Annotated in this window: 15 protein-coding genes; 9 read left to right on the plus strand and 6 right to left on the minus strand. The window is 50.4% G+C overall.

The annotated features are described in order from the left end of the window. From purL to QZ327_RS00225, 4 genes are all read left to right on the plus strand, one after another. A partial coding sequence (gene purL / locus QZ327_RS00210; protein WP_294616314.1) for a phosphoribosylformylglycinamidine synthase occupies positions 1 to 2,734 on the plus strand: 2,734 nt, incomplete at its 5' end. Between the two features lie 214 nt (positions 2,735 to 2,948). After that, a complete protein-coding gene (locus QZ327_RS00215; RefSeq protein WP_294616119.1) occupies positions 2,949 to 7,010 on the plus strand; it encodes a response regulator in 4,062 nt (1,353 codons plus the stop codon). 25 nt (positions 7,011 to 7,035) lie between these two features. Further along, positions 7,036 to 7,596, plus strand: coding sequence for a chromate transporter (locus QZ327_RS00220; protein ID WP_294616120.1), 561 nt, complete (start codon positions 7,036 to 7,038; stop codon positions 7,594 to 7,596). Positions 7,597 to 7,612: 16 nt separating this feature from the next. Continuing rightward, the gene (locus tag QZ327_RS00225) at positions 7,613 to 8,182 is read left to right on the plus strand and encodes a chromate transporter (protein WP_294616121.1); all 570 of its coding nucleotides are present in this window, start codon (positions 7,613 to 7,615) and stop codon (positions 8,180 to 8,182) included. Positions 8,183 to 8,218: 36 nt separating this feature from the next. On the opposite strand, the gene QZ327_RS00230 is transcribed toward QZ327_RS00225, so the two are convergent. Continuing rightward, a complete protein-coding gene (locus QZ327_RS00230) occupies positions 8,219 to 9,718 on the minus strand; it encodes a family 10 glycosylhydrolase (protein ID WP_294616122.1) in 1,500 nt (499 codons plus the stop codon). A gap of 71 nt (positions 9,719 to 9,789) precedes the next feature. Here QZ327_RS00230 and uvrA point away from each other — a divergent pair, with 71 nt between their 5' ends. Together uvrA and QZ327_RS00240 are read left to right on the plus strand one after the other, a co-directional pair. Beyond that, complete coding sequence (gene uvrA, locus QZ327_RS00235; protein ID WP_294616123.1) at positions 9,790 to 12,636, plus strand: excinuclease ABC subunit UvrA; 2,847 nt, start codon at positions 9,790 to 9,792, stop codon at positions 12,634 to 12,636. 265 nt (positions 12,637 to 12,901) lie between these two features. After that, on the plus strand, positions 12,902 to 13,150 hold the full coding sequence (locus QZ327_RS00240) for a hypothetical protein (protein ID WP_294616124.1): 249 nt from the start codon (positions 12,902 to 12,904) through the stop codon (positions 13,148 to 13,150). A 67-nt stretch (positions 13,151 to 13,217) separates the two neighbouring features. Here QZ327_RS00240 and QZ327_RS00245 read toward each other — a convergent pair whose 3' ends face one another. Genes QZ327_RS00245 through QZ327_RS00255 form a run of 3 tightly spaced genes read right to left on the minus strand, consistent with a single transcriptional unit; the run spans position 13,218 to position 15,372 of the window. Continuing rightward, positions 13,218 to 13,697, minus strand: coding sequence for a hypothetical protein (locus QZ327_RS00245; RefSeq protein WP_294616125.1), 480 nt, complete (start codon positions 13,695 to 13,697; stop codon positions 13,218 to 13,220). A 25-nt stretch (positions 13,698 to 13,722) separates the two neighbouring features. Continuing rightward, entirely contained in the window at positions 13,723 to 13,947 is a 225-nt protein-coding gene (locus QZ327_RS00250) for a hypothetical protein (RefSeq protein ID WP_294616126.1), read from the minus strand. Positions 13,948 to 13,950: 3 nt separating this feature from the next. Continuing rightward, positions 13,951 to 15,372 carry a carbon starvation CstA family protein gene (locus QZ327_RS00255; protein WP_294616127.1) on the minus strand — a complete coding sequence of 474 codons (1,422 nt, stop codon included), beginning with the start codon at positions 15,370 to 15,372 and terminating at the stop codon, positions 13,951 to 13,953. A 219-nt stretch (positions 15,373 to 15,591) separates the two neighbouring features. Here QZ327_RS00255 and QZ327_RS00260 point away from each other — a divergent pair, with 219 nt between their 5' ends. Then, complete coding sequence (locus tag QZ327_RS00260) at positions 15,592 to 17,046, plus strand: family 10 glycosylhydrolase (protein WP_294616128.1); 1,455 nt, start codon at positions 15,592 to 15,594, stop codon at positions 17,044 to 17,046. A 74-nt stretch (positions 17,047 to 17,120) separates the two neighbouring features. Here the strand turns inward: QZ327_RS00260 and QZ327_RS00265 are convergent, their stop codons facing one another. Continuing rightward, positions 17,121 to 18,299 carry a hypothetical protein gene (locus tag QZ327_RS00265; protein ID WP_294616129.1) on the minus strand — a complete coding sequence of 393 codons (1,179 nt, stop codon included), beginning with the start codon at positions 18,297 to 18,299 and terminating at the stop codon, positions 17,121 to 17,123. Positions 18,300 to 18,510: 211 nt separating this feature from the next. Here QZ327_RS00265 and QZ327_RS00270 point away from each other — a divergent pair, with 211 nt between their 5' ends. Both QZ327_RS00270 and nifJ read left to right on the plus strand, forming a co-directional pair. Further along, positions 18,511 to 19,689: an AAA family ATPase gene (locus QZ327_RS00270; RefSeq protein WP_294616130.1), complete on the plus strand. Its 1,179-nt coding sequence runs from the start codon at positions 18,511 to 18,513 to the stop codon at positions 19,687 to 19,689. 150 nt (positions 19,690 to 19,839) lie between these two features. Beyond that, a complete protein-coding gene (nifJ, locus tag QZ327_RS00275) occupies positions 19,840 to 23,397 on the plus strand; it encodes a pyruvate:ferredoxin (flavodoxin) oxidoreductase (RefSeq protein WP_294616131.1) in 3,558 nt (1,185 codons plus the stop codon). 98 nt (positions 23,398 to 23,495) lie between these two features. On the opposite strand, the gene QZ327_RS00280 is transcribed toward nifJ, so the two are convergent. Then, positions 23,496 to 26,378 carry a two-component regulator propeller domain-containing protein gene (locus QZ327_RS00280; protein WP_294616132.1) on the minus strand — a complete coding sequence of 961 codons (2,883 nt, stop codon included), beginning with the start codon at positions 26,376 to 26,378 and terminating at the stop codon, positions 23,496 to 23,498. Positions 26,379 to 26,505: the final 127 nt, after the last annotated feature.

Here is a 26,505-nt window from a genome sequence, read left to right on the forward strand (position 1 = left end):
GCCGCTGATTTGCGGTTCCGTACTGACCTTCGAGCATCAAGAAAGAGACAAGGAAAGCCTCGCCAACCCGTCAACCGAAGAAACTTTCTACGGTTACGACAAAGTCATCATGCTTGCCGGCGGTGTGGGATACGGTACGCAACGCGACTGCCTGAAAGGTGCTCCCGAAGCCGGCAACAAGGTGGTCGTTATCGGTGGCGACAACTACCGCATCGGTTTGGGCGGCGGCTCCGTATCGTCCGTAGATACGGGACGTTACAGTAGCGGTATCGAATTGAACGCCGTGCAACGCGCCAATGCGGAAATGCAGAAACGCGCCTACAACGTAGTACGCGCACTGTGCGAGGAAGACACCAATCCGGTAGTTTCCATCCACGACCACGGTTCTGCCGGACACGTCAACTGTCTGTCCGAACTGGTGGAAGAGTGCGGCGGGCTTATCGACATGAGCAAACTGCCTATCGGCGACAAGACTCTCTCCGCCAAAGAAATCATAGCCAACGAAAGCCAGGAGCGTATGGGTCTGCTCATTCAGGAAGAAGCTATCGAACATGTACGCAAGGTGGCCGAACGCGAGCGCGCACCGATGTACGTAGTAGGTGAAACTACCGGCGACCACCGATTCGCTTTCCGGCAAGCCGACGGCGTACGTCCGTTCGATCTTGCCGTAGAACAGATGTTCGGTTCTTCACCCAAGACTTACATGGTGGACAAAACCGTGGAACGCCACTACGAAATGCCGAAATACGAACTGTCGCAGTTGCACGAATACCTTACCAATGTGCTCCAACTGGAAGCCGTGGCGTGCAAAGACTGGTTGACGAACAAGGTAGACCGTAGCGTAACGGGTAAGATTGCCCGCCAGCAGTGTCAGGGCGAACTCCAGTTGCCGTTGAGCGACTGCGGCGTGGTAGCTCTGGACTATCGTGGCGAAAAAGGTATCGCAACTTCTTTGGGACACGCGCCGCAGGCAGCACTTGCCGACCCTGCAGCAGGTTCCATTCTCTCCGTCAGCGAGGCACTGACCAACCTGATATGGGCACCGCTTGCCGAAGGTCTGGACAGCGTATCTCTGTCAGCCAACTGGATGTGGCCGTGCCGCTCGCAAGAAGGCGAGGACGCACGTCTCTATACCGCCGTCAAAGCATTGAGCGATTTCTGCTGCGCCCTGCAAATCAACGTTCCTACCGGCAAGGACTCTCTGTCCATGACGCAGAAATACCCCAACGGGAACAAGGTCATCGCTCCGGGCACGGTCATCGTATCTGCCGGCGGTGAAGTTTCCGATGTGAAGAAAGTGGTATCTCCCGTGCTTGTCAACGACAGCAAGACCACCCTTTACCACATCGACTTCAGTTTCGACAAGTTGAAACTGGGCGGTTCGGCATTTGCACAGTCTTTGGGCAAAGTGGGTGACGAAGTGCCTTGCGTGCAAGATGCCGAATACTTCCGCGACGCTTTCCTTGCCGTACAGGGATTAATCAACAAGGGACTTATTCTTGCCGGACACGACATTTCAGCCGGTGGCCTTATCACTACGTTGCTCGAAATGTGCTTCGCCAATGTAGAGGGCGGTATGGAAATCAACCTCGACAAGATAAAAGAACAGGACCTCGTCAAGATATTGTTTGCAGAAAACCCGGGTATCGTTATCCAAATCAGCGACAAGCACAAGGAAGAGGTGAAGAAGATGCTGGAAGACGCCGGTGTGGGTTACATCAACATAGGTAAGCCGACAGACGAACGCCACATCCTCGTAAACAAGGACGGTGCCACTTACCAATTCGGCATAGACCACATGCGTGATGTATGGTACTCCTCATCCTACCTGCTCGACCGCAAGCAGTCGATGAACGGATGTGCCAAGCAGCGTTTCGAGAACTACAAGATGCAGCCGCTGGATTTGGCATTCCTGCCGGAATTCAAAGGCAAATTGTCGCAATACGGCATCGACCCCAACCGCCGTACTCCGACCGGCATCCGCGCCGCCATTATCCGTGAAAAGGGAACCAACGGCGAACGCGAAATGGCATACTCGCTCTACCTTGCCGGCTTTGACGTGAAAGACGTGACAATGACCGACCTTATCAGCGGCCGTGAGACACTGGAAGACGTGAACATGGTAGTTTACTGCGGCGGATTCTCCAACTCCGACGTATTGGGTTCAGCCAAAGGTTGGGCAGGCGCTTTCCTCTTCAACCCGAAAGCCAAAGAGGCGCTCGACAAGTTCTATGCACGCGAAGACACGCTGTCGCTCGGTGTATGCAACGGTTGCCAGCTGATGATGGAGCTGGGCCTTATCACGCCCGAACATGAGCAGAAAGGCAAGATGCTGCATAACAACTCGCATAAGTTCGAGTCTACCTTTGTCGGCGTCACTATCCCCACCAACCGCAGCGTAATGTTCGGCTCTTTGAGTGGCAGCAAGCTCGGCATCTGGGTGGCACACGGAGAAGGCAAGTTCTCATTGCCTTACGATGAAGATAAGTACAACGTAGTGGCAAAATATACCTACAACGAATATCCGGGTAATCCGAACGGTTCCGACTACTCCGTTGCGGCAATAGCCAGCACCAACGGACGCCATTTGGCTATCATGCCTCACTTGGAACGTTCCATCTTCCCGTGGCAGAACGGCTACTATCCTCTGGACCGTGTACACAGCGACCAGGTTACCCCGTGGATAGAAGCATTTGTCAACGCACGCAAGTGGGTGGAAGAAAAGACAAAGTAAATAGTGCCACAAGCATGAGTAAAGCTATCATGCAATAATCAGGACAGTGTGCCGGAGTGCTTGCCAATGCAAGGATTTCGGCACATTTCTTATATCCTCCCGCGTCTCTGACCTCCCTCCGCCTTTTTGCATATCTCAAACAAATTGACTACTTTTGTGTTAATATTAAGTTCCCTAAGGCGTTTATCAAACTTATATTTCAAAATCGGCTGATATGAAAAAGCTTTTCTTTTTCTTGATTTTTTTAGTATCATCCTTTTTCGCTACTGCCCAGACATATAAATATATCGGCGTAGAAGATGGTTTGAGCAACAGGCGTGTGTATGCCATCCAAAAGGGAGCCAAGGGATACATGTGGTTCCTCACGAACGACGGCATCAACCGTTACAACGGAAAGGACTTCAAGCAATACAAACTCATGGATGGCGAAGAGGAAATCAACTCCATGAAGAACCTCAGCTGGCTGTATTCGGACTCGCAAGGCAGGTTGTGGGAAATCGGCAAACAAGGGCGCATCTTCTGCTACGAAAGCAAGCACGACCGTTTCCAACTGATATACAAACTGCCTAAAAGCGAAACGGAAGGATTGCATACCCCTGTCAGCTACGGGTTTATTGACGACAATAATATAATATGGCTTTGTAACCAAAGAAACATCTACCTATACAACAGCGAAACGAAAGAAACCGTTATCATCAAAAATGCAATCGACGAGAGCATCACGGACATTGAACAAATAGGCGAGAACCACTATTTCATAGGAACGGATGTAGGCGTGCATTATGCCGAACTGAAAAACAACATACTCTCACTAAGCCCTTGCGAGAAGCTGGATACGCTAAAATTGCAAATCAACGAACTTTTCTTCCATAAAAGCAGCCGCAAAATCTTTATCGGAACTTTTCAAAGAGGGATTTATGTGTATGACCTCAACCTCCATAAAGCATTTCATATCAAGTCGGGACTGACAGACGTCAGTATCAACCGCATCTGTGCCTTCGGCGAGAATGAGATATTGATAGCGACAGACGGCGCAGGCGTCTATAAAATGGATGTATATACCCACCAATCCGAACCGTACATCGTGGCGGACTTTAACCGGTGCAATGCCATGAACGGCAATACCATCTACGACATATACGTTGACGATGAGGAACGCATCTGGATGGCAAATTATCCTATCGGCATTACCGTACGCAACAACCGGTACAGCGATTACCAATGGGTCAAGCATTCCATCGGCAACGAACAATCCCTTGTCAACGACCAGGTAAACGCCATCATCGAAGATGAAGAGGGCGATTTGTGGTATGCCACCAACAACGGAATCAGCCTGTACGAACACTGCACACGGCAATGGCATTCGTTTATGAGTGTTTTCGACAAGGAACACAAGAGCCGTAACCACACGTTCATATCCTTGTGCGAAGTAAGCCCCGGCATCATTTGGGCAGGAGGCTACAGTTCGGGCATTTACCAAATAGACAAGAAAAAACATTCTGTCAGCATCTTCGCCCCCGCCCAATTCAGCGGTACGGCAATCCGCCCCGACAAGTATATCCGTTCCATCACCAAGGACAGCGAGGGCTATATCTGGTCGGGAGGATACTACAACCTTAAAAAGATAAACCTCGAAGATAAAAAAACAGAATCCATACCCGGGCTGGAAGGGATAACAAACATCAAAGAGAAAAACAAGGAATTTATGTGGATAGGTACCACCAACGGACTGTACCTGTTGGAGAAAGCAACCGGCAAATACCAATACATTGCAATGCCGGTAGAGTCTTCCTATATACATTGCCTGTATCAAGCAACTGACGGGCTGTTGTATATCGGAACAAGTAACTCCGGCCTGTTGATTTACGACCCTGTCCGAAAAGCGTTCGAACACTACCATAAAGATAACTCCACGCTTATCTCCAACAACATTTACACCATCTTATCAGACGGGAAAGAGGAGATTATCCTAAGTACGGAGCATGGACTGAGCGGTTTCTATCCCAAAGAAAAGATATTCCATAACTGGACCAAAGAGCAAGGATTGCACTCCGACCATTTCAATGCCAACTCGGGAACCATACGCAAGAACGGGAATGTCATTTTCGGAAGCATGGACGGCACCATCGAATTTCCCAAAAACATGGTCCTGCCCCGTAAGTATAACTCACGCATGGTCTTCAGCGATTTACGCATCTTCTACCAAACGGTATATCCCAAAGACGAAGGCTCGCCTTTGGTTCTGGACATCGACGAGACAAAAAGCCTGACACTGAAATACAAGCAGAACATATTCTCTCTTCGGGTTTCCTCCATCAATTATGACTATCCTTCCCTCGTCTTGTATTCATGGAAACTGGAAGGATTTTACGACGGTTGGAGCCGTCCGGGAGAAGAGAACATCATCCGCTTCACCAATCTGGGTCCCGGTCATTACACCTTGCGCGTACGTGCCATATCCAACGAAGACCAGCGAATTATCCTGGAAGAGCGCAGCATGGATATCATCATCGAACAGCCCATCTGGCTCAGTATATGGGCTTTGCTGCTGTATGCCCTTATTCTTATAGCCCTCGTAAGCATTGCACTGCGTATCATCGTGCTGCGCAGGCAACGGAAAATATCCGATGACAAAATCCGTTTCTTTATCAACACGGCACACGACATCCGCACTCCGCTGACACTTATCAAAGCTCCGTTGGAAGAACTTTCCACCCGCGAGCTGCTTACCGAGAACGGGACGGAAAACCTCAACACGGCACTCCGCAATGTCAACGCCTTGCTGCGTCTCACCACCAACCTCATAAACTTCGAACGGGCAGACAGCTATTCGAACAACTTCCACGTATCCGAATACGAATTAGGGGCTTATCTGGCAGACATTATCAACACTTTCCGCCCCTACGCCGCCACAAAGCACATCAATCTGACTTACGACAGCAATTTCCACTACCTGAACGTCTGGTTGGACAAGGATAAAATGGACTCCATCCTGAAGAATATCCTATCCAATGCACTGAAATATACTCCCGATGGCGGAAGCATACACGTACATGCCTACGAAACGGAAGACAGCTGGGACGTGGAAATCAGCGATACGGGCATCGGAATTCCGCCGGATGAACAGAAAAAGCTGTTCAAGATGCACTTCCGTGGCAGCAATGCCATCAACTCCAAAATTACCGGTAGTGGAATCGGGTTGCTGCTGGTATGGAAACTTGTACATATACATAAAGGAAAGCTCAATTTTACCAGCACCGAGGGAAAAGGTTCCTGCATCAAAGTGTCTTTCCCCAAAGACGAGCAACGTTATCGCAAAGCCATGCGCCACTCTGCCTCCGCAAAGGCAGAAGAGCGGGAAAACGGTAACGGACCGGAACCGGTCGTTGCTCCGGAGCAAGACACCACCGACACTCTTGCCATCGGTACGCCACCTGCAGAAGATTATGAACATGCCCTGCAGAAAAGCCAAGATGCCGGTAACTGCCGGAAGATACTGGTGGTAGAGGACAATGACGAACTGAGGGAATACCTGCAACGCACACTGGCGGAAAGTTACAGCGTACAGGTATGCGCCAACGGCAAAGCGGCACTCCACATCGTGAAAGAGTATTTCCCCGACTTGATTATATCGGATATCATGATGCCCGAAATGCGGGGCGACGAGTTGTGCCGGATTATAAAGAATGACATCGCCACTTCCCACATCCCCGTAATCCTGCTTACAGCCCTCAATACGGACGAGAACATCATTGACGGATTGCAGACCGGGGCGGATGAATACGTCGTGAAGCCCTTCAATATCGGAATTCTGCGTGCCACCATCGCCAACCTGCTTGCCAACCGTGCTTTGCTGCGCCGCAAATACGGAAACCTGGAACTGAATGACGACACGCACAACACGGAGTGCATCAACTGCTCTACGGATTTGGACTGGAAGTTCATCGCCGGCATCCGGAAGAATGTAGAGGACAACATGAACAACCCGAACTTCACGATTGATATGCTTTGTACGCAGCTCAATATGAGCCGTACAAGTTTCTACAACAAACTAAAGGCACTGACCGACCAGGCACCGGGAGATTATGTACGGCTAATCCGCCTGAAACGTGCCGTGCAACTGCTGAAGGAACAAAAGTACACCATCACTGAAATTGCCGAAATGACCGGGTTCAACGATGCCAAGTATTTCCGCGAGGTTTTTAAGAAGCATTTCAATGTAAGCCCGAGCCAGTACGCAAAAGAAGAGAGGAATAACGGCGAAGCCGGACAATAAACCGAATTATAACATTACATAAGATATGACGAATATATACATCGAAGCTTTTTCCATCTTTTTTAAGATAGGCGCATTCACCATTGGCGGCGGATATGCCATGGTTCCATTGATTGAGGACGAAATAGTGACAAAACGCCGGTGGATAGCCAAAGAGGATTTTATAGACCTGCTTGCCATATCCCAGTCCACACCGGGTATTCTTGCGGTCAACATATCCATATTCATAGGCTACCGCCTGCGGGGAATACGGGGAAGCATCGTCACCGCTTTAGGAACGATACTGCCCTCTTTCCTCATTATCCTTGCCATAGCGCTGTTTTTCCATAACTTCAAAGACAACGTTTACGTAGAACGTATCTTCAAGGGCATCCGTCCGGCAGTGGTCGCGCTGATAGCCGCTCCCACTTTCAGTATGGCAAAATCCGCCAAAATCACCCGCCGTACGATATGGATACCTATTGTTTCGGCACTGCTCATCTGGCTGTTGGGCTTCTCCCCTATCTGGATTATCATAGCAGCCGGCACAGGCGGATACCTGTTTTCACGAATCAAGAAGAACCAATCAAGAAGAACCAATCAATAAAAAAACATAGATTACCATGCTTTTCCTCGAACTGTTCTACACATTCTTTAAAATCGGGCTTTTCGGTTTCGGCGGCGGATACGCCATGCTTTCCATGATACAGGGCGAAGTGGTCACCCGCTACGGCTGGCTGACGCCGCAGGAGTTTACGGATATCGTAGCTATCAGCCAGATGACCCCCGGACCTATCGGCATCAATTCGGCAACCTACGTAGGCTATTCCACGATAGCCGAACAATACGGCACAAGCATGGGAGTGCTGGGCTCCTTCATAGCCACGTTTGCCGTAGTGCTGCCTTCGTTCATCCTGATGCTCACCATCAGCAAATTCTTCCTGAAATATCAGAAACATCCGTCGGTAGAGGCGGTGTTCAGCGGACTCCGCCCGGCAGTGGTCGGATTGCTGGCATCGGCGGCGCTGGTGCTGATGAACACGGAGAATTTCGGTTCTCCCCAAGATGACGTACGCGCTTTCATAATCAGCGTCATCATCTTCCTTGTAGCGTTTATCGGAACGAAGAAGTACAAGGCAAATCCCATACTGATGATTATAGCGTGCGGAATAGCGGGGCTTCTGCTCTATTAGCCGGAGTTAATAGAGCAGAAGCCCTGCCGGCAAGGTCTAAAGTTTCACCTTCTTGCCCACCGACTTGGACTCATTGTGCAAACGGTCGAGCGCCGTAACCACATAGCGGTATTTCGTCTTTCCGTCCTCATAAGGCAACTTATAGAAAGTATCGCGCGTGACCGCCACAATGTGCGAAGGGTCATCAATATCCACCTTCTCCTTCGAACCGAAACGATAGACAACGTACTGCACCGCACGGTTCATCTCATCCTCGAACTTCGGTGCCGTCCAGAAGAGGATATAGCCGTCGGCAGTCCACACAGGTTTCACCTTGCGCACTTTGCCCGGAGCCTCATTGTCCATAAAGTCGAACACAGGCGGCAAGGCAGGATATTTATGATACTCGGCAACCAGCGCGTCGCGATACTTGCCGGCATTCTCCACTACGGCGCTTGCCGGCCACTGGCAGCTGCCGCCGATTGTCTGATACGCCCGCTGCAAAGCCATTTTGCGAGGCATCTGGTTCATGGCAGGGTTCTTCGGGTCGGCATTCTGCACCGTGTTCATCACAGACTGCCCGATGAACAGTGGACGGTTCTCCGTATGCTTCGCCCACCATTCCACCAACGTCTCATAATCGGCTGCCGGATGCCCTATCTGCCAATATATCTGCGGTATGTTGTAGTCAATCCATCCCTTACGCGCCCACAGAAGCACATCGGCATACAAATCATCATAGTTCTGCAAGCCGTTTGTCTTACTGCCCAACGGGTCGCTGCCCTGGTTGCGATAGATGCCGAAAGGGCTCACCCCGAACTTCACCCAGGGCTTCAGCCCGCGCACCGTCTCGTGTATCTTCCGTATCAGGATGTCCACATTGTTACGGCGCCAGTCCGCCTTGTTGCTGAAGCTACCGCCATAGCGCGCAAAGCTCGCATCGTCCGGAAACTCCTGTCCCTTGACCGGATAAGGATAGAAATAATCGTCCATGTGAATGGCATCCACGTCATAGCGCGAGACGATATCGGTCACCACCTTGCAGATGTGGTCACGGCTTTCGGGCAATGCCGGGTCGAAGTAGAGCTGGTTGCCATACGTCACAAACCATTCCGGATGCAAATTATAGATATGGATAGGAGAAAGTTCGTTTTTCAGTGAAGTCTTCACCCGATAGGGATTAATCCAGGCATGAAACTCCATACCCCGCTTGTGGCACTCTTCAATCATAAACTGCATAGGGTCCCAGTAAGGCTCCGGTGCCTTGCCCTGTACTCCGGTCAGGAAGCGGCTCCACGGTTCGTATTGCGAGGCATACAGCGCATCGGCTTCGGGGCGCACCTGGAAGATAATGGCATTGATGCCCGCACCCTGCAAGGAGTTCAACTGGCTTGTCAGAGTCTGTTTCAGTTTGCCGGCAGACATGCCGCTAAACTGCCCGTTCACCGTCTGTATCCATGCGGCGCGAAATTCACGTTTAGGATAAGCATTCGTAGTTTGCTGCGCCCGGGCTTGCACGCACAGCAACAACAGCAAGAGGAGGTTTCTAAATTTCATTTTGTTCTTTTTAAATATTGCATGGCAAAGATAATGATTATCTTTGTACCCCAATTCATTTTCAACAGTCTATGGCAAAAAATACATCCATCGTCATAAAGGGAGCCCGCGTCAATAACCTGAAGAACATCGATGTGGAGATACCCCGCAACAAACTGGTCGTCATCACCGGCCTGTCCGGTTCCGGCAAATCATCGCTTGCCTTCGACACGCTCTACGCCGAAGGGCAGCGCCGTTACGTAGAAAGCCTCAGCAGCTATGCCCGCCAGTTTTTGGGACGTATGAGCAAACCCGAATGCGATTTCATCAAAGGCATCCCCCCCGCCATCGCCATCGAGCAGAAAGTGAGCAGCCGCAACCCGCGCTCCACCGTAGGCACCTCTACCGAGATTTACGAATACCTGCGCCTGCTTTACGCCCGTGTAGGGCGGACGTTCAGCCCGGTCAGCGGGCAGGAAGTGAAGAAGCACTCCGCCGAAGACATCGTGAACTGCATGTTGCAGCAACCCGAGGGGACACGCTACACCGTGCTTACCCCCATATTGCTCCGTGAAGGACGTACCTTGCAACAGCAGCTGGAAATAGATATGAAGCAAGGGTTCAACCGCCTGGAAGTAAACGGGGAGATGGTGCGCATCGACGAATACCGTCCCAAAGAGGGCGACACCGTATTCCTGTTGGTAGACCGTATGACGGTCTCCGGCGACAAAGATGCCGTGAGCCGCCTGACCGATTCTGCCGAGACTGCCATGTACGAGGGAGACGGCGCTTGCCTGCTGCGCTTCTATCAACCGGACGGCACCACCAGCCTGTACCGCTTTAGCACCAAGTTCGAAGCGGACGGCATCACGTTCGAAGAGCCCGGCGACCAGATGTTCTCGTTCAACTCCCCTATCGGGGCATGTCCCGAATGCGAGGGGTTCGGGCGTGTAGTAGGCATCGACGAACACTTGGTCGTGCCCAACCGTTCCCTCTCCGTATACGACGGAGCCGTGGTGTGCTGGCGCGGAGAGAAGATGGGTGAATGGAAGGACATGGTGATACGCGGTGCGGAGAAAGCCGGTTTCCCCATTTTCACCCCTTATTACCAACTGACAGACGAGCAACGCCGCATGTTGTGGGAAGGTACCCGCTACTTCGAGGGCATCAACGCTTTCTTCAAGATGCTGCAGGAGAACCAGTACAAGATACAATACCGCGTGATGCTGGCACGCTATCGCGGCAAGACGCTTTGCCCCAAGTGCCACGGCACACGGCTCAAGCCCGAAGCCGGCTACGTACGGGTGGGCGGACGCAGCATTTCCGAACTGGTGGACCTGCCTATTACCGAACTGAAACTGTTTTTCGACAACCTGCAACTGGACAAGCACGATGCCGACATAGCCCGCCGCATCCTCATAGAAATCAACAACCGCATACGCTTCCTGATAGACGTAGGCTTGGGATACCTTACGCTGAACCGCCTCAGCAACTCGCTGTCCGGCGGCGAGAGCCAGCGCATCAACCTGGCAACCTCGTTAGGGAGCAGCCTTGTGGGCAGCCTTTACATCCTGGACGAACCGAGCATCGGGCTTCACAGCCGCGATACGGACAAGCTGATACGCGTGTTGCGCCAACTGCAACAACTGGGCAACACGGTAGTGGTCGTGGAACATGACGAGGAAATAATCCGTGCCGCGGATTACATCATCGACATCGGCCCCGACGCCGGACGCCTGGGGGGAGAAGTGGTGTATCAGGGAGACATGAAGGATATTTTTGGGGACGAGTTGACAAGGGGACAAATTTACAAGAAGACAAGAGGAGAAGGGAACGAAGAAGTTGCCTCCTCGTCAACTACCCAATCATATACGGTGCGTTACCTTCGGAACGAGGAGACCATCCCCGTGCCCGAAAGCCGCCGCCCGTGGAACCAATACATCGAAATCACAGGAGCCCGCGAGAACAACCTGAAAGGCGTGGACGTACGCTTTCCGCTCAATGTGATGACGGTAATCACCGGCGTATCGGGGTCGGGCAAGAGCACACTGGTGCGCGACATCTTTTTCCGTGCCCTCAAACGCGAACTGGACGAGTGCAACGACCGTCCGGGAGAGTTTGCCTCCATAGGCGGCGACCTGCGTAACCTGCGCAATGTAGAGTTCGTAGACCAGAACCCCATCGGCAAATCCTCGCGCTCAAACCCCGTGACCTATATCAAGGCGTACGATGAAATCCGCAAGCTATGGGCGGAACAACCCCTTGCCAAGCAGATGGGCTACACCGCCGGACACTTCAGCTTCAACAGCGAAGGCGGACGCTGCGAAGAATGCAAGGGCGAAGGCACCATCACTGTAGAAATGCAGTTCATGGCAGACCTTGTGCTGGAGTGCGAGTCTTGCCACGGCAAACGCTTCAAGGCGGATACGTTGGAAGTGAAGTTCCACGACACCAATATATACGACGTGTTGGAAATGACCGTCAACCAGGCTGTGGAGTTCTTTACCCTGCACGGACAGAAGAAGATTGTGAAGCGCCTGCAACCGTTACAGGACGTGGGTCTGGGCTACATCAAACTCGGACAGTCCTCCTCCACCCTCTCCGGCGGCGAGAACCAGCGCGTGAAACTTGCCTATTACCTCAGTATGGAGAAAGCCGACCCTACGCTCTTCATCTTCGACGAGCCTACTACCGGACTGCACTTCCACGACATCCGCAAACTGCTGGAAGCCTTCGATGCGCTGATACGGCGCGGACATTCCATCGTCATCATCGAACACAACATGGACGTGGTGAAGTGTGCCGACCACGTAATCGACCTCGGTCCCGAAGGCGGAGACAAGGGGGGATACGTCGTTGCCACCGGCACGCCGGAAGAGGTTGCGGCATGCGCGGCAAGCTACACCGGACAGTTCCTGAAAGAGAAGTTGGAATGCTGAGGAGCCGTTTGAGTCTTGTTCCGTATCAGCTCCTGTTTATGACAAAAAGACGGTTAAACCGTCTTTTTGCTTACTCCCGCGCTTCCGCCTTTCTCCCAAAGCGGAAGCACTTTGCATAAAGCACGGATAGATATGCTTCTTTTCCCGATAAAAATGCGTTGTTTATGCGGAAAAAGTTTTTTTCTTCCGCTGGATACTGGCGTTTCAGCCGAGAGACATTAATGTCTGTGGCGAGGGACATTAATACCGCTCGTGATGGACATTAATGCCGCTCGCGACAGACATTAATGTCCATCGCCACAAACACCGATATCGGGCAAACGGAACGCCTGTACAGGGCATTTCCGATACTTTTCCGCGCCGGTTGGTTTGTAAGGATTTCGCTATCACACTGATTATAGGGAAGATGGACGTTTCCCGTTTCGTTTTTTCCGACCGGCAGTGCATCAGGACGGAAACAGGCGATTCTGCAGGGACGGAAAATACAAATTGTCAGGAGATACAGGCAGAATGACAAAAAGACAAAATACAACCTGCTTGGCACACACTTGTTTCCGTTATCCGGAAGTATCCGGTTTCACTTAGAAGTAGAAACCAAATCCTACTTTCAGCCCGAATTCCGAACGGTCTTTATTGATATCCCAATAAACGGCAGGCTCGATAGTGACCGTACGCGACAGGAAGAACGCATAACCGCCCTCCATGCCGAAACCGAGACGGGTTCTGTCGCCGCCATCCCAGGCATAACGGTGCAGGTTGACGTCAGCTCCCAAAAACACACCGACCCGGTCGATGTAATAACGTCCGCCCACGCCCAACGTATAGACATCCATTCCGCCGCCTTGCCACTTTGCACCGGCACCTATCAGCAGCGCCACATTATCCGCCAAGAACGCACCGCCTTTGGCTTCAAGTCCGAAGTGCCCTTTGTCCGTACCGGTATTATAAGAAAGGTTGAGTCCGGTAATGGAAGGGTTTACGAACCATTTTCCTTTTTCAAACTGCGCGTGGGCAGCCACAGTGCCTACAAGCAGGCACACGAGTAATACAAATCTTCTCATCTTGTTTTCATTATTAAGTAAATAATCATTTCCGTTCCATAGTATCTTCTTCACGACGCTTGCGCTGCAGCTGCTCTTTCTTGCGAAGCACCAGCCACAACACAAACACGATAACGTACGAAGCGACTACGGTGACATACTTCTCCGTATTGCTGATTTCCGTGTTGCGCGGCAGGAAATATGCCGCAGTGACGGAAACATAAATAAGCAGGGCTACGGTCAGCCCGGTAGATTTCTTGAATTTCCTCATCGGTTAAAGTGTTTTAATCTGTTTGTTTTTCCATAGGACGAACCACACCCAAGCAAGCACGACACCCGCCGCTCCTATGCCGTATGCCAACGGATGCGAAAGCCCGAAGCCCTCGGGCGCTATGCAGATATAGGTGGTGCAGACGCAGGTCATGAACAGGGCAGGCACCAGGGTCAGGAGATATTGCTTACCGGCACGTACCAGATAGACGGTGACTGCCCACAAGGTAAAGACGGACAAGGTCTGGTTAGCCCATGCGAAGTAACGCCATATCATGTCGAACCCGTCTTTGTCGCGCAGGCTGTACAGCAGCAGTCCGATAGCAGCCAAGAACATCGGCACACAGATGTACAGACGGCGGCGCATCGTTTTTTGCTCCATCCCCAGGAAATCCGCAACGATGAGCCGTGCCGAGCGGAACGCAGTGTCGCCGCTGGTAATGGGGGCTGCAATCACACCCAGTATCGCCAGCACGCCGCCTATCGTCCCCAGCCAGTTCTTCGTGATGGCATCCACAATGACGGCGGCATTCGTCTCCTCCATGCCGTTCTCATGGAAGAAACAGGTGGCGGCGGCAGCCCAGATAAGGGCTACGATGCCTTCTGTAATCATGGCTCCGTAGAATATGGGACGTCCGTGGCGTTCGCTCGTCATGCAGCGTGCCATCAAGGGGCTTTGCGTGGCGTGGAAACCGCTGATTGCCCCGCATGCTATGCTGACAAACATGATAGGAAAGACGGGAAGCGCGGAAGCATTGGGATGGGTGTTCTGCAATCCGTCCCACACCTCCGGCAGTGCCGGATGGTTGACATAAAGCATCACCAAAATGCCCACCGCCATAAACAGCAGCGCAATGGCGAACAGCGGATATACCTTGCCGATAATCTTATCTACCGGCAGTAACGTGGCAAACACATAGTAGACAAACACCACCGCAATCCAGAAAGTAGTGTCCAGCGTCTCCGGTGTCAGGCTGGCAAGCAACCCGGCAGGCCCCGCCACAAAAACGGCTCCCACCAATATCATCAGGACAACGGTAAACCCACGCATCACCTGCTTGGCGGTGGCGCCCAAATAACGTCCTATTATCTCCGGCAGGCTCTCACCGCCATGCCTCAACGAAAGCATCCCGGCAAAGTAGTCGTGCACCGCTCCCGCGAAGATACTGCCCAGCACAATCCACAGGTAGGATGCCGAACCGAACTTGGCACCCATTATTGCACCGAAGATGGGTCCCAAGCCTGCAATGTTCAGAAACTGTATCATAAAGATTTTCCATGCGGGCAACGGGATATAATCCACCCCGTCGGCTTTGGTAATGGCGGGCGTCTTGCGGGCGTCCGGTCCGAAGACATGTTCCATAAAGCGTCCGTAGATGAAATAGCCTGCTATCAACGCCAGCAGGCAAAGCGTAAATGTAACCATAATGTGCTAATGTTTAATGTAGATGTTCAGTGTTAATGTATTTTAGCCACGCAAATGTAGCAGTTTCCGACCAAACTACGCAAATTTATCAAGTGATTTACCTATCTTCGCCGTGGAATATAACAGAAATAAAGAAGTAAGTGGGAATTTGACACGCGCCTGAGACAATACAACGCAACGTGCCGCCAACAATCATTTATCCGGAAACAACATATTGTTATGAAGAAATCAAGCCTTATACTATTATATATCTTCTGCCTGCTTCCTCTTGCCGCCCGCCATCTGCCCAAGCACGAGGTGCGTGCCGCATGGATTACCGCCGTCTACGGACTGGATTGGCCCCGTACGCGCGCCACCACTCCCGAGAGCATCCGCAAGCAGCAGGCGGAACTTATAGAGATACTGGACAAACTGAAAGCCGCCAACTTCAACACGGTACTGTTCCAGACCCGTACCCGAGGCGATGTACTCTACAAATCCGCCATCGAACCCTATAACTCCATCCTGACAGGAAAAACCGGCGGCAACCCCGGCTACGACCCGCTTGCCTTTGCCGTTGCCGAATGCCACAAACGCGGCATGGAGTGCCACGCCTGGATGGTTACCATCCCTTTAGGCAACCGCAAGCACGTTGCCGCCCTCGGCAAGGAGTCGGTCACCAAACGCAAACCGGCTATCTGCGTGCCCTACAAACGCGAATATTTCCTCAATCCCGGACACCCCCAGACCAAAGAGTACCTGATGAGCCTTGTCCGTGAAGTTGTGGAACGCTACGATGTAGACGGCGTGCACTTCGACTACCTGCGCTATCCCGAACATGCCCTGCGCTTCTCCGACAGCTATATGTATAAGAAGTACGGCAACGGACGTGACCTCGCACAGTGGCGGCGGGACAATATCACGGAGATTGTCCGTTACCTTTATAAAGGTGTCAAGGCGCTGAAGCCTTGGGTAAAGGTCAGCACCTGCCCCGTAGGCAAATACCGGGATACTTCACGCTACCCGTCCCGTGGCTGGAATGCTTTCCACACCGTCTACCAGGATGTACAAGGCTGGTTGGGCGAAGGCATACAGGACCAGGTCTACCCCATGATGTATTTCCGGGGCAACGGTTTCTACCCGTTCGCCCTCGACTGGCAGGAACAGAGCAACGGCAGGCAGATTATTCCCGGACTGGGCATCTACTTCCTGGACCCCGCCGAAGGAAACTGGACGGTAGACGAAATAGAACGGCAGCTGAACTTTATCCGCGCGCACCGCCTGGCAGGCGAAGGACACTACCGCGTGAAATATCTTATGGACAACACGCAGGAACTGTACGACATACTTGGAGAAAACTATTACACCGCCCCCGCCCTGCAACCCGCCATGCCGTGGATAGACAACGTGCCGCCAACCGCCCCCACACAGCTCAACATCGAGAAGCAGGCGGAAGGATACTGGAAAATCACCTGGCAACCCGCCACCGACAACGACAAGCAGAACGCACCGACCTACATAGTCTATGGTTCCAACACCTATCCCGTAGACACCACAAACCCGGAGAATATCCTGGCACAACGCATACAGGGAACGGAATACCTGTATGCCCCCATCCGTCCCTGGACCACCCGGAAATACTTTGCGGTGACCGCCGTAGACCGTTGCGGCAATGAAAGTGCCGTCTGCCAATAAAAAAAGGCAAGGGAGACAAGGATGCCCTAACGGGGGTCCGGCAGCCTTGCCACGTATCGTGTTTTACTGAAAAATCATATCCGGACATACGCCCTGTAGCGGCTTTTGCCCGTAACCGGCACCAATGGCAGATAACCGGAAACAAGCTTGCCGTTGTCCACTATCAACGGATTATCGCGCACGTCCTGTTCGTGCCGCGCACGCAATGCTTCATTATCGGGAAAGTATTCGACGTTGAAATATCCTCTGCTGCCGGAAGCCACAAACCTATCGTAAAACAGACGGGCAACAACACCCATATTCATACGCATGTTTATCTCCACACAAGGATGCACAAGGTATCCATCCCCCTCTTCCCGACGGCAAATCATCATATCCACCCCCAGATAGCCGGTATAGGTATTCCCGTAGATTGATACCAGTTCCGCATGGAGAGACTCACGTATTCCAACCAGTTTCTCAAGAGGCAGATAATTTCCGAGGCGCTCCTCTATCTGTCCGTCCGATACGAGCAGGTTGCCCGTGTAAGCGCCATGCTCATTGGTGGAAAACATGGAATAGCCGGCAAAGAGCACCTCGCCCTGCCCGTCGGAATAAAATTCAAGGGCAAAATCTTCCACCTTATTATATATAGGCTCCGCCGTCAGGCAACCCTGTTCTCTTAAAACACGTTCACACCAATTGGATACAGGCTTCGTAAACCCGTGCAAGCACCAGTTCAGCCCCTTTCCGCTACCGGACCAAGGCGTTTTGAGCAAGCATGCCGGCATCTCATTTACCGTCCGTTCGCAATCCGTAAGACTCTCCATGATGCAATGTCCGCCACAGGTATCTTCCGGATGGCGGTCTGCCATACGCCGCGCCACCGCCACGGCTTGCAGGCGCGAAGAGAGTACCCTGTATTCCGCAATCAACCGAGGGGCAGGCAGGCTGCCTTCACTAATCCCGCCCTTCAGAAGATATCTTCGGATAGAGGGATTCCACCCCCACGGCACGACCTCGGCTTGGGCATAATCGGGCAGTTCGGGTTCGGTGGCCAAGCGCACCTGCAACGGGAAGAGTCCGCACATCCGCTTCAAAAAGTCCGCATTATAGGCGGAAGGTGCCAGTACCGCACTGCCTGCCGTCGCATACCATACCGGCAGCAATGCCAAATCCTGTGCCATGCAGCGGGCGGAAGCAGGCGCCATGTAATTCGCCTCGTTGTTGGCAAGCGCCAAATCAGTGTCCGGATTGAAAAGATACAGTTTCATTGATTACGGTCCATTAATGATTCGAAGCTGCAAACTTACAGAGAAAAAGAACAGCACACAAATATACGAAACACATAGCCTGTTTATCGTCCTGCATTACTCAGAGCGCTCTTCCGGAAGATGTCCTTTAATAAAAGATATTTTGCTATCTCTACTTTGCAATTCTATAAAAAAGGTGTATATTTGTCGCCTGATAAACCGAATTTAAAGCATGGAAGCATTTTACCGAACACACGCTTATCTGGTAGAGCATACAAATGCCCCCGTTCGCCGCGACCTCATGGATGAGATTGATTGGAACGACCGTCTTATCGGTATCAAAGGTACCCGAGGTGTAGGCAAGACCACATTCCTGCTGCAATATGCCAAAGAGAAATTCGGTACCGACCGCTCCTGTCTCTTTATCAACATGAACAATTTCTACTTCTCCGGCCACAGCATCGTGGACTTTGCTTACGAATTTCAGCGCCGGGGCGGAAAAGTATTGTTGATAGACCAGGTATTCAAACATCCCGATTGGAGCAAGGAACTGCGCTTATGTTACGACAACTTTCCCAATCTGAAGATTGTCTTCACCGGTTCGTCCGTAATGCGTCTGAAAGAGGAAAATCTGGAATTGCGCGACATAGCGAAAAGTTACAACCTGCGCGGTTTCTCATTCCGTGAGTACCTGAACCTGCAGACCGGCATGAAATTCCATGCCTACTCACTGGAAGAAATCCTAAGCAACCACGAGCAGATTGCCAAAGGCATCCTCTCCAAAGTACGCCCGCTGGACTACTTTCAGGACTATATGCACCACGGCTTCTATCCATTCTTCCTTGAGAAACGAAACTTCTCGGAAAATCTGTTGAAAACGATGAACATGATGGTGGAAGTGGATATCCTGCTCATCAAACAAATAGAACTGAAATATCTGTCGAAGATAAAAAAGTTGCTATATTTGCTGGCAGTGGAAGGACCGAAAGCACCCAACGTCAGCCAATTGGCAAACGACATACAGACATCCAGGGCTACGGTGATGAACTACATCAAGTATCTGGCGGACGCACGTCTTATCAACATGGTATATCCCAAAGGAGAAGAATTTCCTAAAAAGCCGTCGAAGATAATGATGCACAACTCCAACCTGATGTACTCTATCTATCCCGTAAAGGTGGAAGAACAGGATGTACTGGAGACGTTCTTCGTAAACACCATGTGGAAAGACCACAAAGTGAACAAGGGCGACAAAAACATTTCGTTCATGGTGGACGAGGTGATGCCTTTCAAGATTTGCCAGGAAGGCATGAGGATCAAGAACAATCCGGGAGTGACGTATGCCTTGCACAAGGCAGAGATAGGCAGGGGAAACCAGATACCGCTCTGGCTGTTCGGATTCCTTTATTAGCCCGGACAGGAGATTTACAGACAGAAGAACAAAAAGACATAGCAAAAGAAAAGTTTAAAAAAGGATGACTTTAAAATATGTACTTATGTTCTTCATATCTAAAAAAGAGAAAGAGAAAGAGATTTTTTTATTAATAAATTCAATTTAGTTATGACTAAACAGAAGAAATTCATTACTTGTGATGGTAACCAGGCTGCTGCACATATCTCGTATATGTTCTCGGAAGTAGCTGCTATCTACCCCATCACACCCTCTTCTACGATGGCTGAATACGTAGACGAATGGGCTGCCGCAGGTCGCAAGAACATCTTCGGCGAAACAGTATTGGTACAGGAAATGCAATCCGAAGGCGGTGCCGCAGGTGCCGTTCACGGTTCTTTGCAAGCCGGTGCGCTGACTACCACGTACACCGCTTCACAAGGTTTGTTGCTGATGATACCGAACATGTACAAGATTGCCGGTGAATTCCTGCCTTGCGTGTTCCACGTATCCGCACGTACTTTGGCAAGCCATGCACTGTGTATCTTCGGTGACCACCAGGACGTAATGTCTGCACGCCAGACAGGTTTCGCCATGTTGGCAGAAGGTTCCGTACAGGAAGTTATGGACTTGGCAGGCGTTGCCCACCTCTCTACTATCAAGAGCCGCGTACCGTTCGTTAACTTCTTCGACGGTTTCCGTACTTCTCATGAAATCCAGAAGATTGAAATGCTGGAGAACGAAGACCTCGCTCCGCTGGTTGACCAGGAAGCTTTGGCTGAATTCCGTGCACGCGCACTGAACCCGATGAACCCGGTGGCACGTGGTATGGCTGAAAATCCCGACCACTTCTTCCAACATCGCGAATCTTGCAACAACTACTATGATGCAGTTCCTGCCATCGTTGAGGAATACATGAACGAGATTTCCAAAATCACAGGCCGCAAATACGGTTTGTTCGATTACTACGGTGCAGAAGATGCGGAACGCGTAATCATCGCTATGGGTTCTGTAACGGAAGCTGCCCGCGAAGCCATCGACCACCTCGTTGCCAATGGCGAAAAGGTAGGTTTGGTTGCCGTTCACTTGTATCGTCCGTTCTCTGCCAAACACTTCCTTGCTGCCGTTCCCAAGACTGCCAAGAAGATTGCCGTACTCGACCGTACGAAAGAACCGGGCGCTAACGGCGAACCGTTGTACCTTGACGTAAAAGACTGCTTCTACGGTGCAGAGAATGCTCCGGTTATCGTAGGCGGCCGTTACGGTTTGGGTTCTAAGGATACCACTCCCGCACAAATCATCGCAGTTTACAAGAATCTGGCTATGCCGATGCCGAAGAACCACTTCACTATCGGTATCGTGGACGATGTTACCTTCACTTCTCTTCCGCAGGAAGAAGAAATCGCATTGGGCGGTGAAGGCATGTTCGAAGCCAAGTTCTACGGTCTGGGTGCAGACGGTACGGTAGGTGCCAACAAGAACTCGGTTAAGATTATCGGTGACAACACCGACAAGCACTGCCAGGCTTACTTCTCTTACGACTCCAAGAAATCGGGTGGTTTCACTTGCTCTCACTTGCGTTTCGGCGATACTCCTATCCGTTCTACATATTTGGTAAACACTCCGAACTTTGTGGCTTGCCACGTTCAGGCTTACCTGCACATGTACGACGTGACCCGTGGTCTGCGTAAGAACGGTTCATTCTTGCTGAACACTATCTGGGAAGGTGAAGAGCTTGCCAAGAACCTGCCTAACAGAGTGAAGAAATATTTCGCACAGAACAATATCTCTGTTTACTACATCAATGCAACCCAGATTGCACAGGAGATTGGTTTGGGCAACCGTACCAACACTATCCTTCAGTCTGCATTCTTCCGTATCACAGGTGTAATCCCCGTTGAACAGGCTGTTGAGCAGATGAAGAAATTCATCGTCAAGTCTTACGGCAAGAAGGGTGAAGACGTGGTGAACAAGAACTACGCTGCCGTAGACCGTGGTGGCGAATACAAGACTTTGGCTATCGATCCGGCATGGGCTAACCTGGCTGACGACGCCAAGGCAGAAAACAACGACCCTGCATTCATCAACGAAGTGGTTCGTCCTATCAACGCACAGGATGGCGACTTGCTGAAAGTATCAGCATTCAAGGGTATCGAAGATGGTACTTGGGAACAAGGTACTGCCAAATACGAAAAACGTGGTGTGGCTGCATTCGTTCCCGAATGGAACGCTGAAAACTGTATCCAGTGTAACAAGTGTGCTTACGTTTGTCCTCACGCTGCCATCCGTCCGTTCGTACTCGATGCCGAAGAGCAACAGGGTGCCAACTTCACTCAGTTGAAGGCCGTAGGCAAGGCATTCGAAGGCATGACATTCCGTATTCAGGTAGACGTTCTCGACTGTCTGGGTTGCGGCAACTGTGCCGACATCTGTCCGGGCAATCCGAAGAAGGGCGGCAAGGCTCTGACCATGAAACATCTGGAAGGTCAGTTGCCGGAAGCAGCCAACTGGACTTACTGCGTAGAAAACGTGAAGAGCAAACAACACCTGATCGATATCAAGGCTAACGTTAAGAACTCCCAGTTCGCTACTCCGTTGTTCGAATTCTCGGGCGCTTGCTCCGGTTGCGGTGAAACTCCGTACGTGAAACTGATTTCCCAGTTGTTCGGTGACCGCGAAATGGTAGCCAACGCAACAGGATGTTCTTCTATCTACTCAGGTTCAGTTCCTTCCACTCCTTATACAAAGAACGAAAAGGGCCACGGTCCGGCTTGGGCCAACTCACTGTTCGAAGACTTCTGCGAATTCGGTCTGGGTATGGAACTTGCCAACGAAAAGATGCGTGCACGTATCGTGAAAGCTATGGAAGAAGCCATTGCAGCCGAAGGTACTCCGGCTGAATACAAAGAAGTATTCCAGGCTTGGATTGAAAACATGTACGATGCAGACAAGACTAAGGAATTGGCTGAAAAGATCATTCCGATGGTAGAAGCTGCCAAAGACAAGTGCGACAGCTGCAAGACTATCGCCAACTTGGCTCAGTACTTGGTAAAACGCAGCCAGTGGATTATCGGTGGTGACGGTGCTTCTTACGATATCGGTTACGGTGGTCTCGACCATGTAATCGCAAGTGGCAAGGACGTAAATATCCTCGTACTGGATACGGAGGTTTACTCCAACACAGGCGGTCAGTCTTCCAAGGCTACTCCGGTAGGTGCTATCGCCAAATTTGCCGCTGCCGGTAAGCGTGTACGCAAGAAAGACCTCGGTCTGATGGCTACTACTTACGGTTATGTATATGTTGCTCAAATCGCTATGGGTGCCGACCAAGCTCAGACTCTGAAGGCTATCCGCGAAGCAGAAGCATATCCCGGTCCGTCACTCATCATCGCTTACGCTCCGTGTATCAACCACGGTTTGAAAGCAGGTATGGGCAAGAGCCAGGCAGAAGAGGAAAAAGCCGTTAAGTGCGGTTATTGGCACTTGTGGCGTTACAACCCGGCTTTGGAAGCTGAAGGTAAGAACCCGTTCACGCTGGATAGCAAAGAACCGGATTGGTCAGGTTTCCAAGACTTCCTGAAGGGTGAAGTTCGTTACGCATCCGTAATGAAACAGTATCCGCAAGAAGCTGAAGAATTGTTCAAAGCAGCCGAGGAAAATGCAAAATGGCGTTACAACAGCTACAAGCGTCTGTCCAAAGAAAACTGGGGCGCTGAAGTTGCCGAATAATTCTTGTAATTGAAATAATACACACTAAAATAGAGACTGTCTTATAATCAAAAAGACAGTCTCTATTTGTTTTTAGACAATAAGAGGTCCGGTTCTATTCACTCGCACTTGGTAAGTTTTTGCAAGAATTCCGATAAATTTTCTCCCTCTTCCAATCCCAGTTTCTTCCGTAGGCGATAGCGGCTGATTTCAACCCCGCGCAAAGAGATATTCATCAAGGGAGCTATCTCTTTAGAGAGTAAATTCATCTTTATATAGGCACACAGTTGTTTGTCTTTGTTGTTCAGCTCCGGATACGCCTTCTCCAGCTTTCGGAAGAAATCGTGATGCACCGCATCAAACGTAGTTTGAAACGCCTGCAAGTCGTCATCATGCTTTATATTTGTTTCTATCTGGCTCAGCAACTGAAGCGTTTTCCGGCGTAAGGAAACAAGATTTTCCTCGCTAATGGAACGGGAAATGCCCAGCACCTCTCTCTTGATGTCGGACAAGAGTTCGTTCTTACGCACGACATTGAGCGTAGTACGGATAAGTTCTTCCGATTTATAACGTAACTCGGACTGCAATTTCTCTTCCTTCAGAATATCTATTTTTTTATCTTTCAGTTCACTCTCCCTTTGGAACTTCTGTTCCTGTTCGTAGAGTTCCAATTTCTTTTGTATCAGCAGGCGCTTATGTCCCTCTGAAATGCGGTAATATACATAGTAGAACAATGCCGCGGCAAGCGCCAGATACATCAGATAGCTCCACCATGTACAATACCAGGGCGGTAAAATCTCGAAAGCAAAAGAAGTCTCTATCGGTTCCTGCTCTCCGGCAGTCTGCAGCTTCACCCTGAATACATAATTGCCTTCATGCAAATCGGTAAACTCCTTTACATTATTTTCGCTATATTCGCTCCAAACCCCTTTCTCACTATCACCACTCAACTGATATGAATATAAAACCGGTTGTGCCTTAGTATAATCATTCACGCTGTATTCTATTCTTATGGAATTCCGGGAATAAGGAATTACTATCGGCTCGGCATCATACTGATAGCTGCGACCGTAGATAAGCGAGTCACGTAATCCTGTCAGATAGACTTTTCTGATTTGCAGGGTCAGCGGTGCATGTTGTGCCTGCAGGCTATCCATTCTAATCAGTGAAAAGCCCTCTTCGGTTCCGGCAATGACCAGATCGGATTTATAGAAATATACGTTTTCAAAGCTCTCTATCATTGCGCCTTTCAAAAACAATTCATTGTTTACCCGATAATATTCCTGCTTGACAGGGTCATAATGCAGTACTTTCAAGGTACCGTCCGCCACATACCAAATGTTCTGCAAAGTATCCGCTTTCACATAAGTATAAGCCGCTTTGCCATCCAACCGTTGTTCAAGCCCGGTGTATGCTTCCAGGCAATCGCGGCTTTGGTCGTAACGCCACAATCCATAGTGCGATGCTATCACCACTTCGTCCTTCATCCGCAACAGGCACGCATCATAACCGCGCGGGAAATCTTCGTTATTGTAGTATTTCACCTTCTCCACTCTCCGCAGGTCGGACGACAAAGTCAGACGCGACACCCCATTCTCCTTATTCCCTACCCACAGAATACCGGTAGAATCTTCCACCAGCATATCCTTGCACGAGTGATAAAAGCCCGGTATACGCTCTGCTAACGTCCATTTCTCCCCTTTCTTCGCAAGTAAATACAATCCGCTATAAGTTCCAGCGATTAACACATCTTTCCGTGCACCTACCGAAACCACCCTCCACACTCCTTTTGGATTGCCGAGATATTCCATGCGCTCTCCGTCTATTATAAAGATACCATTGTCCGAGCAACAGAAAAGCTTGTCATCATGTTGGCTGAGTGACCATATCTGCCCACTTGTTCCCGGTACGAACTTAATAAGCTCCTTCCCGTTCAATTGTCCGGAAAGCGGAGAACAATACAAGCCCTGATTGGTTGCAAAATAGAACTTATCCCGATAGCTGCAAGAAGCATACCCCGAACCGATTACGGGTTTACCGCCATACAATGAAACAAGACGTGCGTTCAAATGGATACAATCGATTCCGTTATCCAGTCCCAACCAAAGATTGCCGGTCTTGTCAAACATCATGCTCAGCACCGTGTTGTTTTGCAAACCATTCTCCGTAGATATCACTTCCATTTCATTTGTAGCTAAATCCAACAGGCACACCCCGCTCCGAATGCTGCCCAACGCCAACAACGAATCTTGCAATGCAGCGCAGAAAACCCGGTTCTTACGGCAGAACTCTTCCGCCACCGTGAGGTATTTCCTGAAAGAAGTGCCATCATACATAAAAAGACCATTGTTGCGGGTCACCACCAGCAGGTTGTCTCCATAAGGCAATACTCCTTCAATCCTCACCGTAGCCCCTATCTCCGAAGCATCACATACCCGCCGAAATTCCGTGCCGTTCAACATCAACAGTCCTTCATCGGAAACGATATACAGTTTGTTCTGCAAAACCAGTGAAGAATAAATTCCCGATGAATAATCTATCTTATGCACCGCACCATTCTCCATATAAAAGAAACAACGGTCCGATTGGAAATAGACCCGGTCTCTGTCCAACAAAATGTTCCATATAATTCCCACATATACATCGGAAGGCAAACTGTCGGAAAGGCAAGTATACTCCAACCCGCCCAGGCGATTCGGGGTGAAATAACCGAATTGCCCCATTCCACCGACATAAATCCGTCCGTCATTCCCTATTTTTACCGCACGCACTTTTGAATTATGAATCGGATATAAGTTCCACTCCACACCGTCAAATTCGAGCAACCCTTTATTATTTGCCAAATATATCCAGCCATTATCGTGTTGACGGATATTCCAATTTTGGTTACTTGCCTTATAGGCATGGCGGGTATAATTGGTTACCGGACGTTGCCAGCCCGCATTTACAGAGACGGATATAAGTAAAAAAAGAATAGAAAGGCAAGAGATCTTCTGTTTCATAGCAGTTAACGTTCTTTTAACAAAAACAAAAATAAAACATTTTGCCCACAAAAACAAAAGCATTTTGTAACCGGCATCAAACGTTCCGATTATACCACTGATTATAAAATCCTTATTAATTCAAAGA

This window comes from uncultured Bacteroides sp. (genome assembly GCF_910578895.1).
Lineage (GTDB): Bacteria > Bacteroidota > Bacteroidia > Bacteroidales > Bacteroidaceae > Bacteroides.

Excerpts from the sequence above, each read along its gene's own strand:
- QZ327_RS00215 (WP_294616119.1), top strand. The coding sequence starts at position 2,949 with ATGAAAAAGCTTTTCTTTTTCTTGATTTTTTTAGTATCATCCTTTTTC.
- QZ327_RS00220 (WP_294616120.1), top strand. The coding sequence starts at position 7,036 with ATGACGAATATATACATCGAAGCTTTTTCCATCTTTTTTAAGATAGGC.
- QZ327_RS00225 (WP_294616121.1), top strand. The coding sequence starts at position 7,613 with ATGCTTTTCCTCGAACTGTTCTACACATTCTTTAAAATCGGGCTTTTC.
- QZ327_RS00230 (WP_294616122.1), bottom strand. The coding sequence starts at position 9,718 with ATGAAATTTAGAAACCTCCTCTTGCTGTTGTTGCTGTGCGTGCAAGCC.
- uvrA (WP_294616123.1), top strand. The coding sequence starts at position 9,790 with ATGGCAAAAAATACATCCATCGTCATAAAGGGAGCCCGCGTCAATAAC.
- QZ327_RS00240 (WP_294616124.1), top strand. The coding sequence starts at position 12,902 with ATGCCGCTCGCGACAGACATTAATGTCCATCGCCACAAACACCGATAT.
- QZ327_RS00245 (WP_294616125.1), bottom strand. The coding sequence starts at position 13,697 with ATGAGAAGATTTGTATTACTCGTGTGCCTGCTTGTAGGCACTGTGGCT.
- QZ327_RS00250 (WP_294616126.1), bottom strand. The coding sequence starts at position 13,947 with ATGAGGAAATTCAAGAAATCTACCGGGCTGACCGTAGCCCTGCTTATT.
- QZ327_RS00255 (WP_294616127.1), bottom strand. The coding sequence starts at position 15,372 with ATGGTTACATTTACGCTTTGCCTGCTGGCGTTGATAGCAGGCTATTTC.
- QZ327_RS00260 (WP_294616128.1), top strand. The coding sequence starts at position 15,592 with ATGAAGAAATCAAGCCTTATACTATTATATATCTTCTGCCTGCTTCCT.
- QZ327_RS00265 (WP_294616129.1), bottom strand. The coding sequence starts at position 18,299 with ATGAAACTGTATCTTTTCAATCCGGACACTGATTTGGCGCTTGCCAAC.
- QZ327_RS00270 (WP_294616130.1), top strand. The coding sequence starts at position 18,511 with ATGGAAGCATTTTACCGAACACACGCTTATCTGGTAGAGCATACAAAT.
- nifJ (WP_294616131.1), top strand. The coding sequence starts at position 19,840 with ATGACTAAACAGAAGAAATTCATTACTTGTGATGGTAACCAGGCTGCT.
- QZ327_RS00280 (WP_294616132.1), bottom strand. The coding sequence starts at position 26,378 with ATGAAACAGAAGATCTCTTGCCTTTCTATTCTTTTTTTACTTATATCC.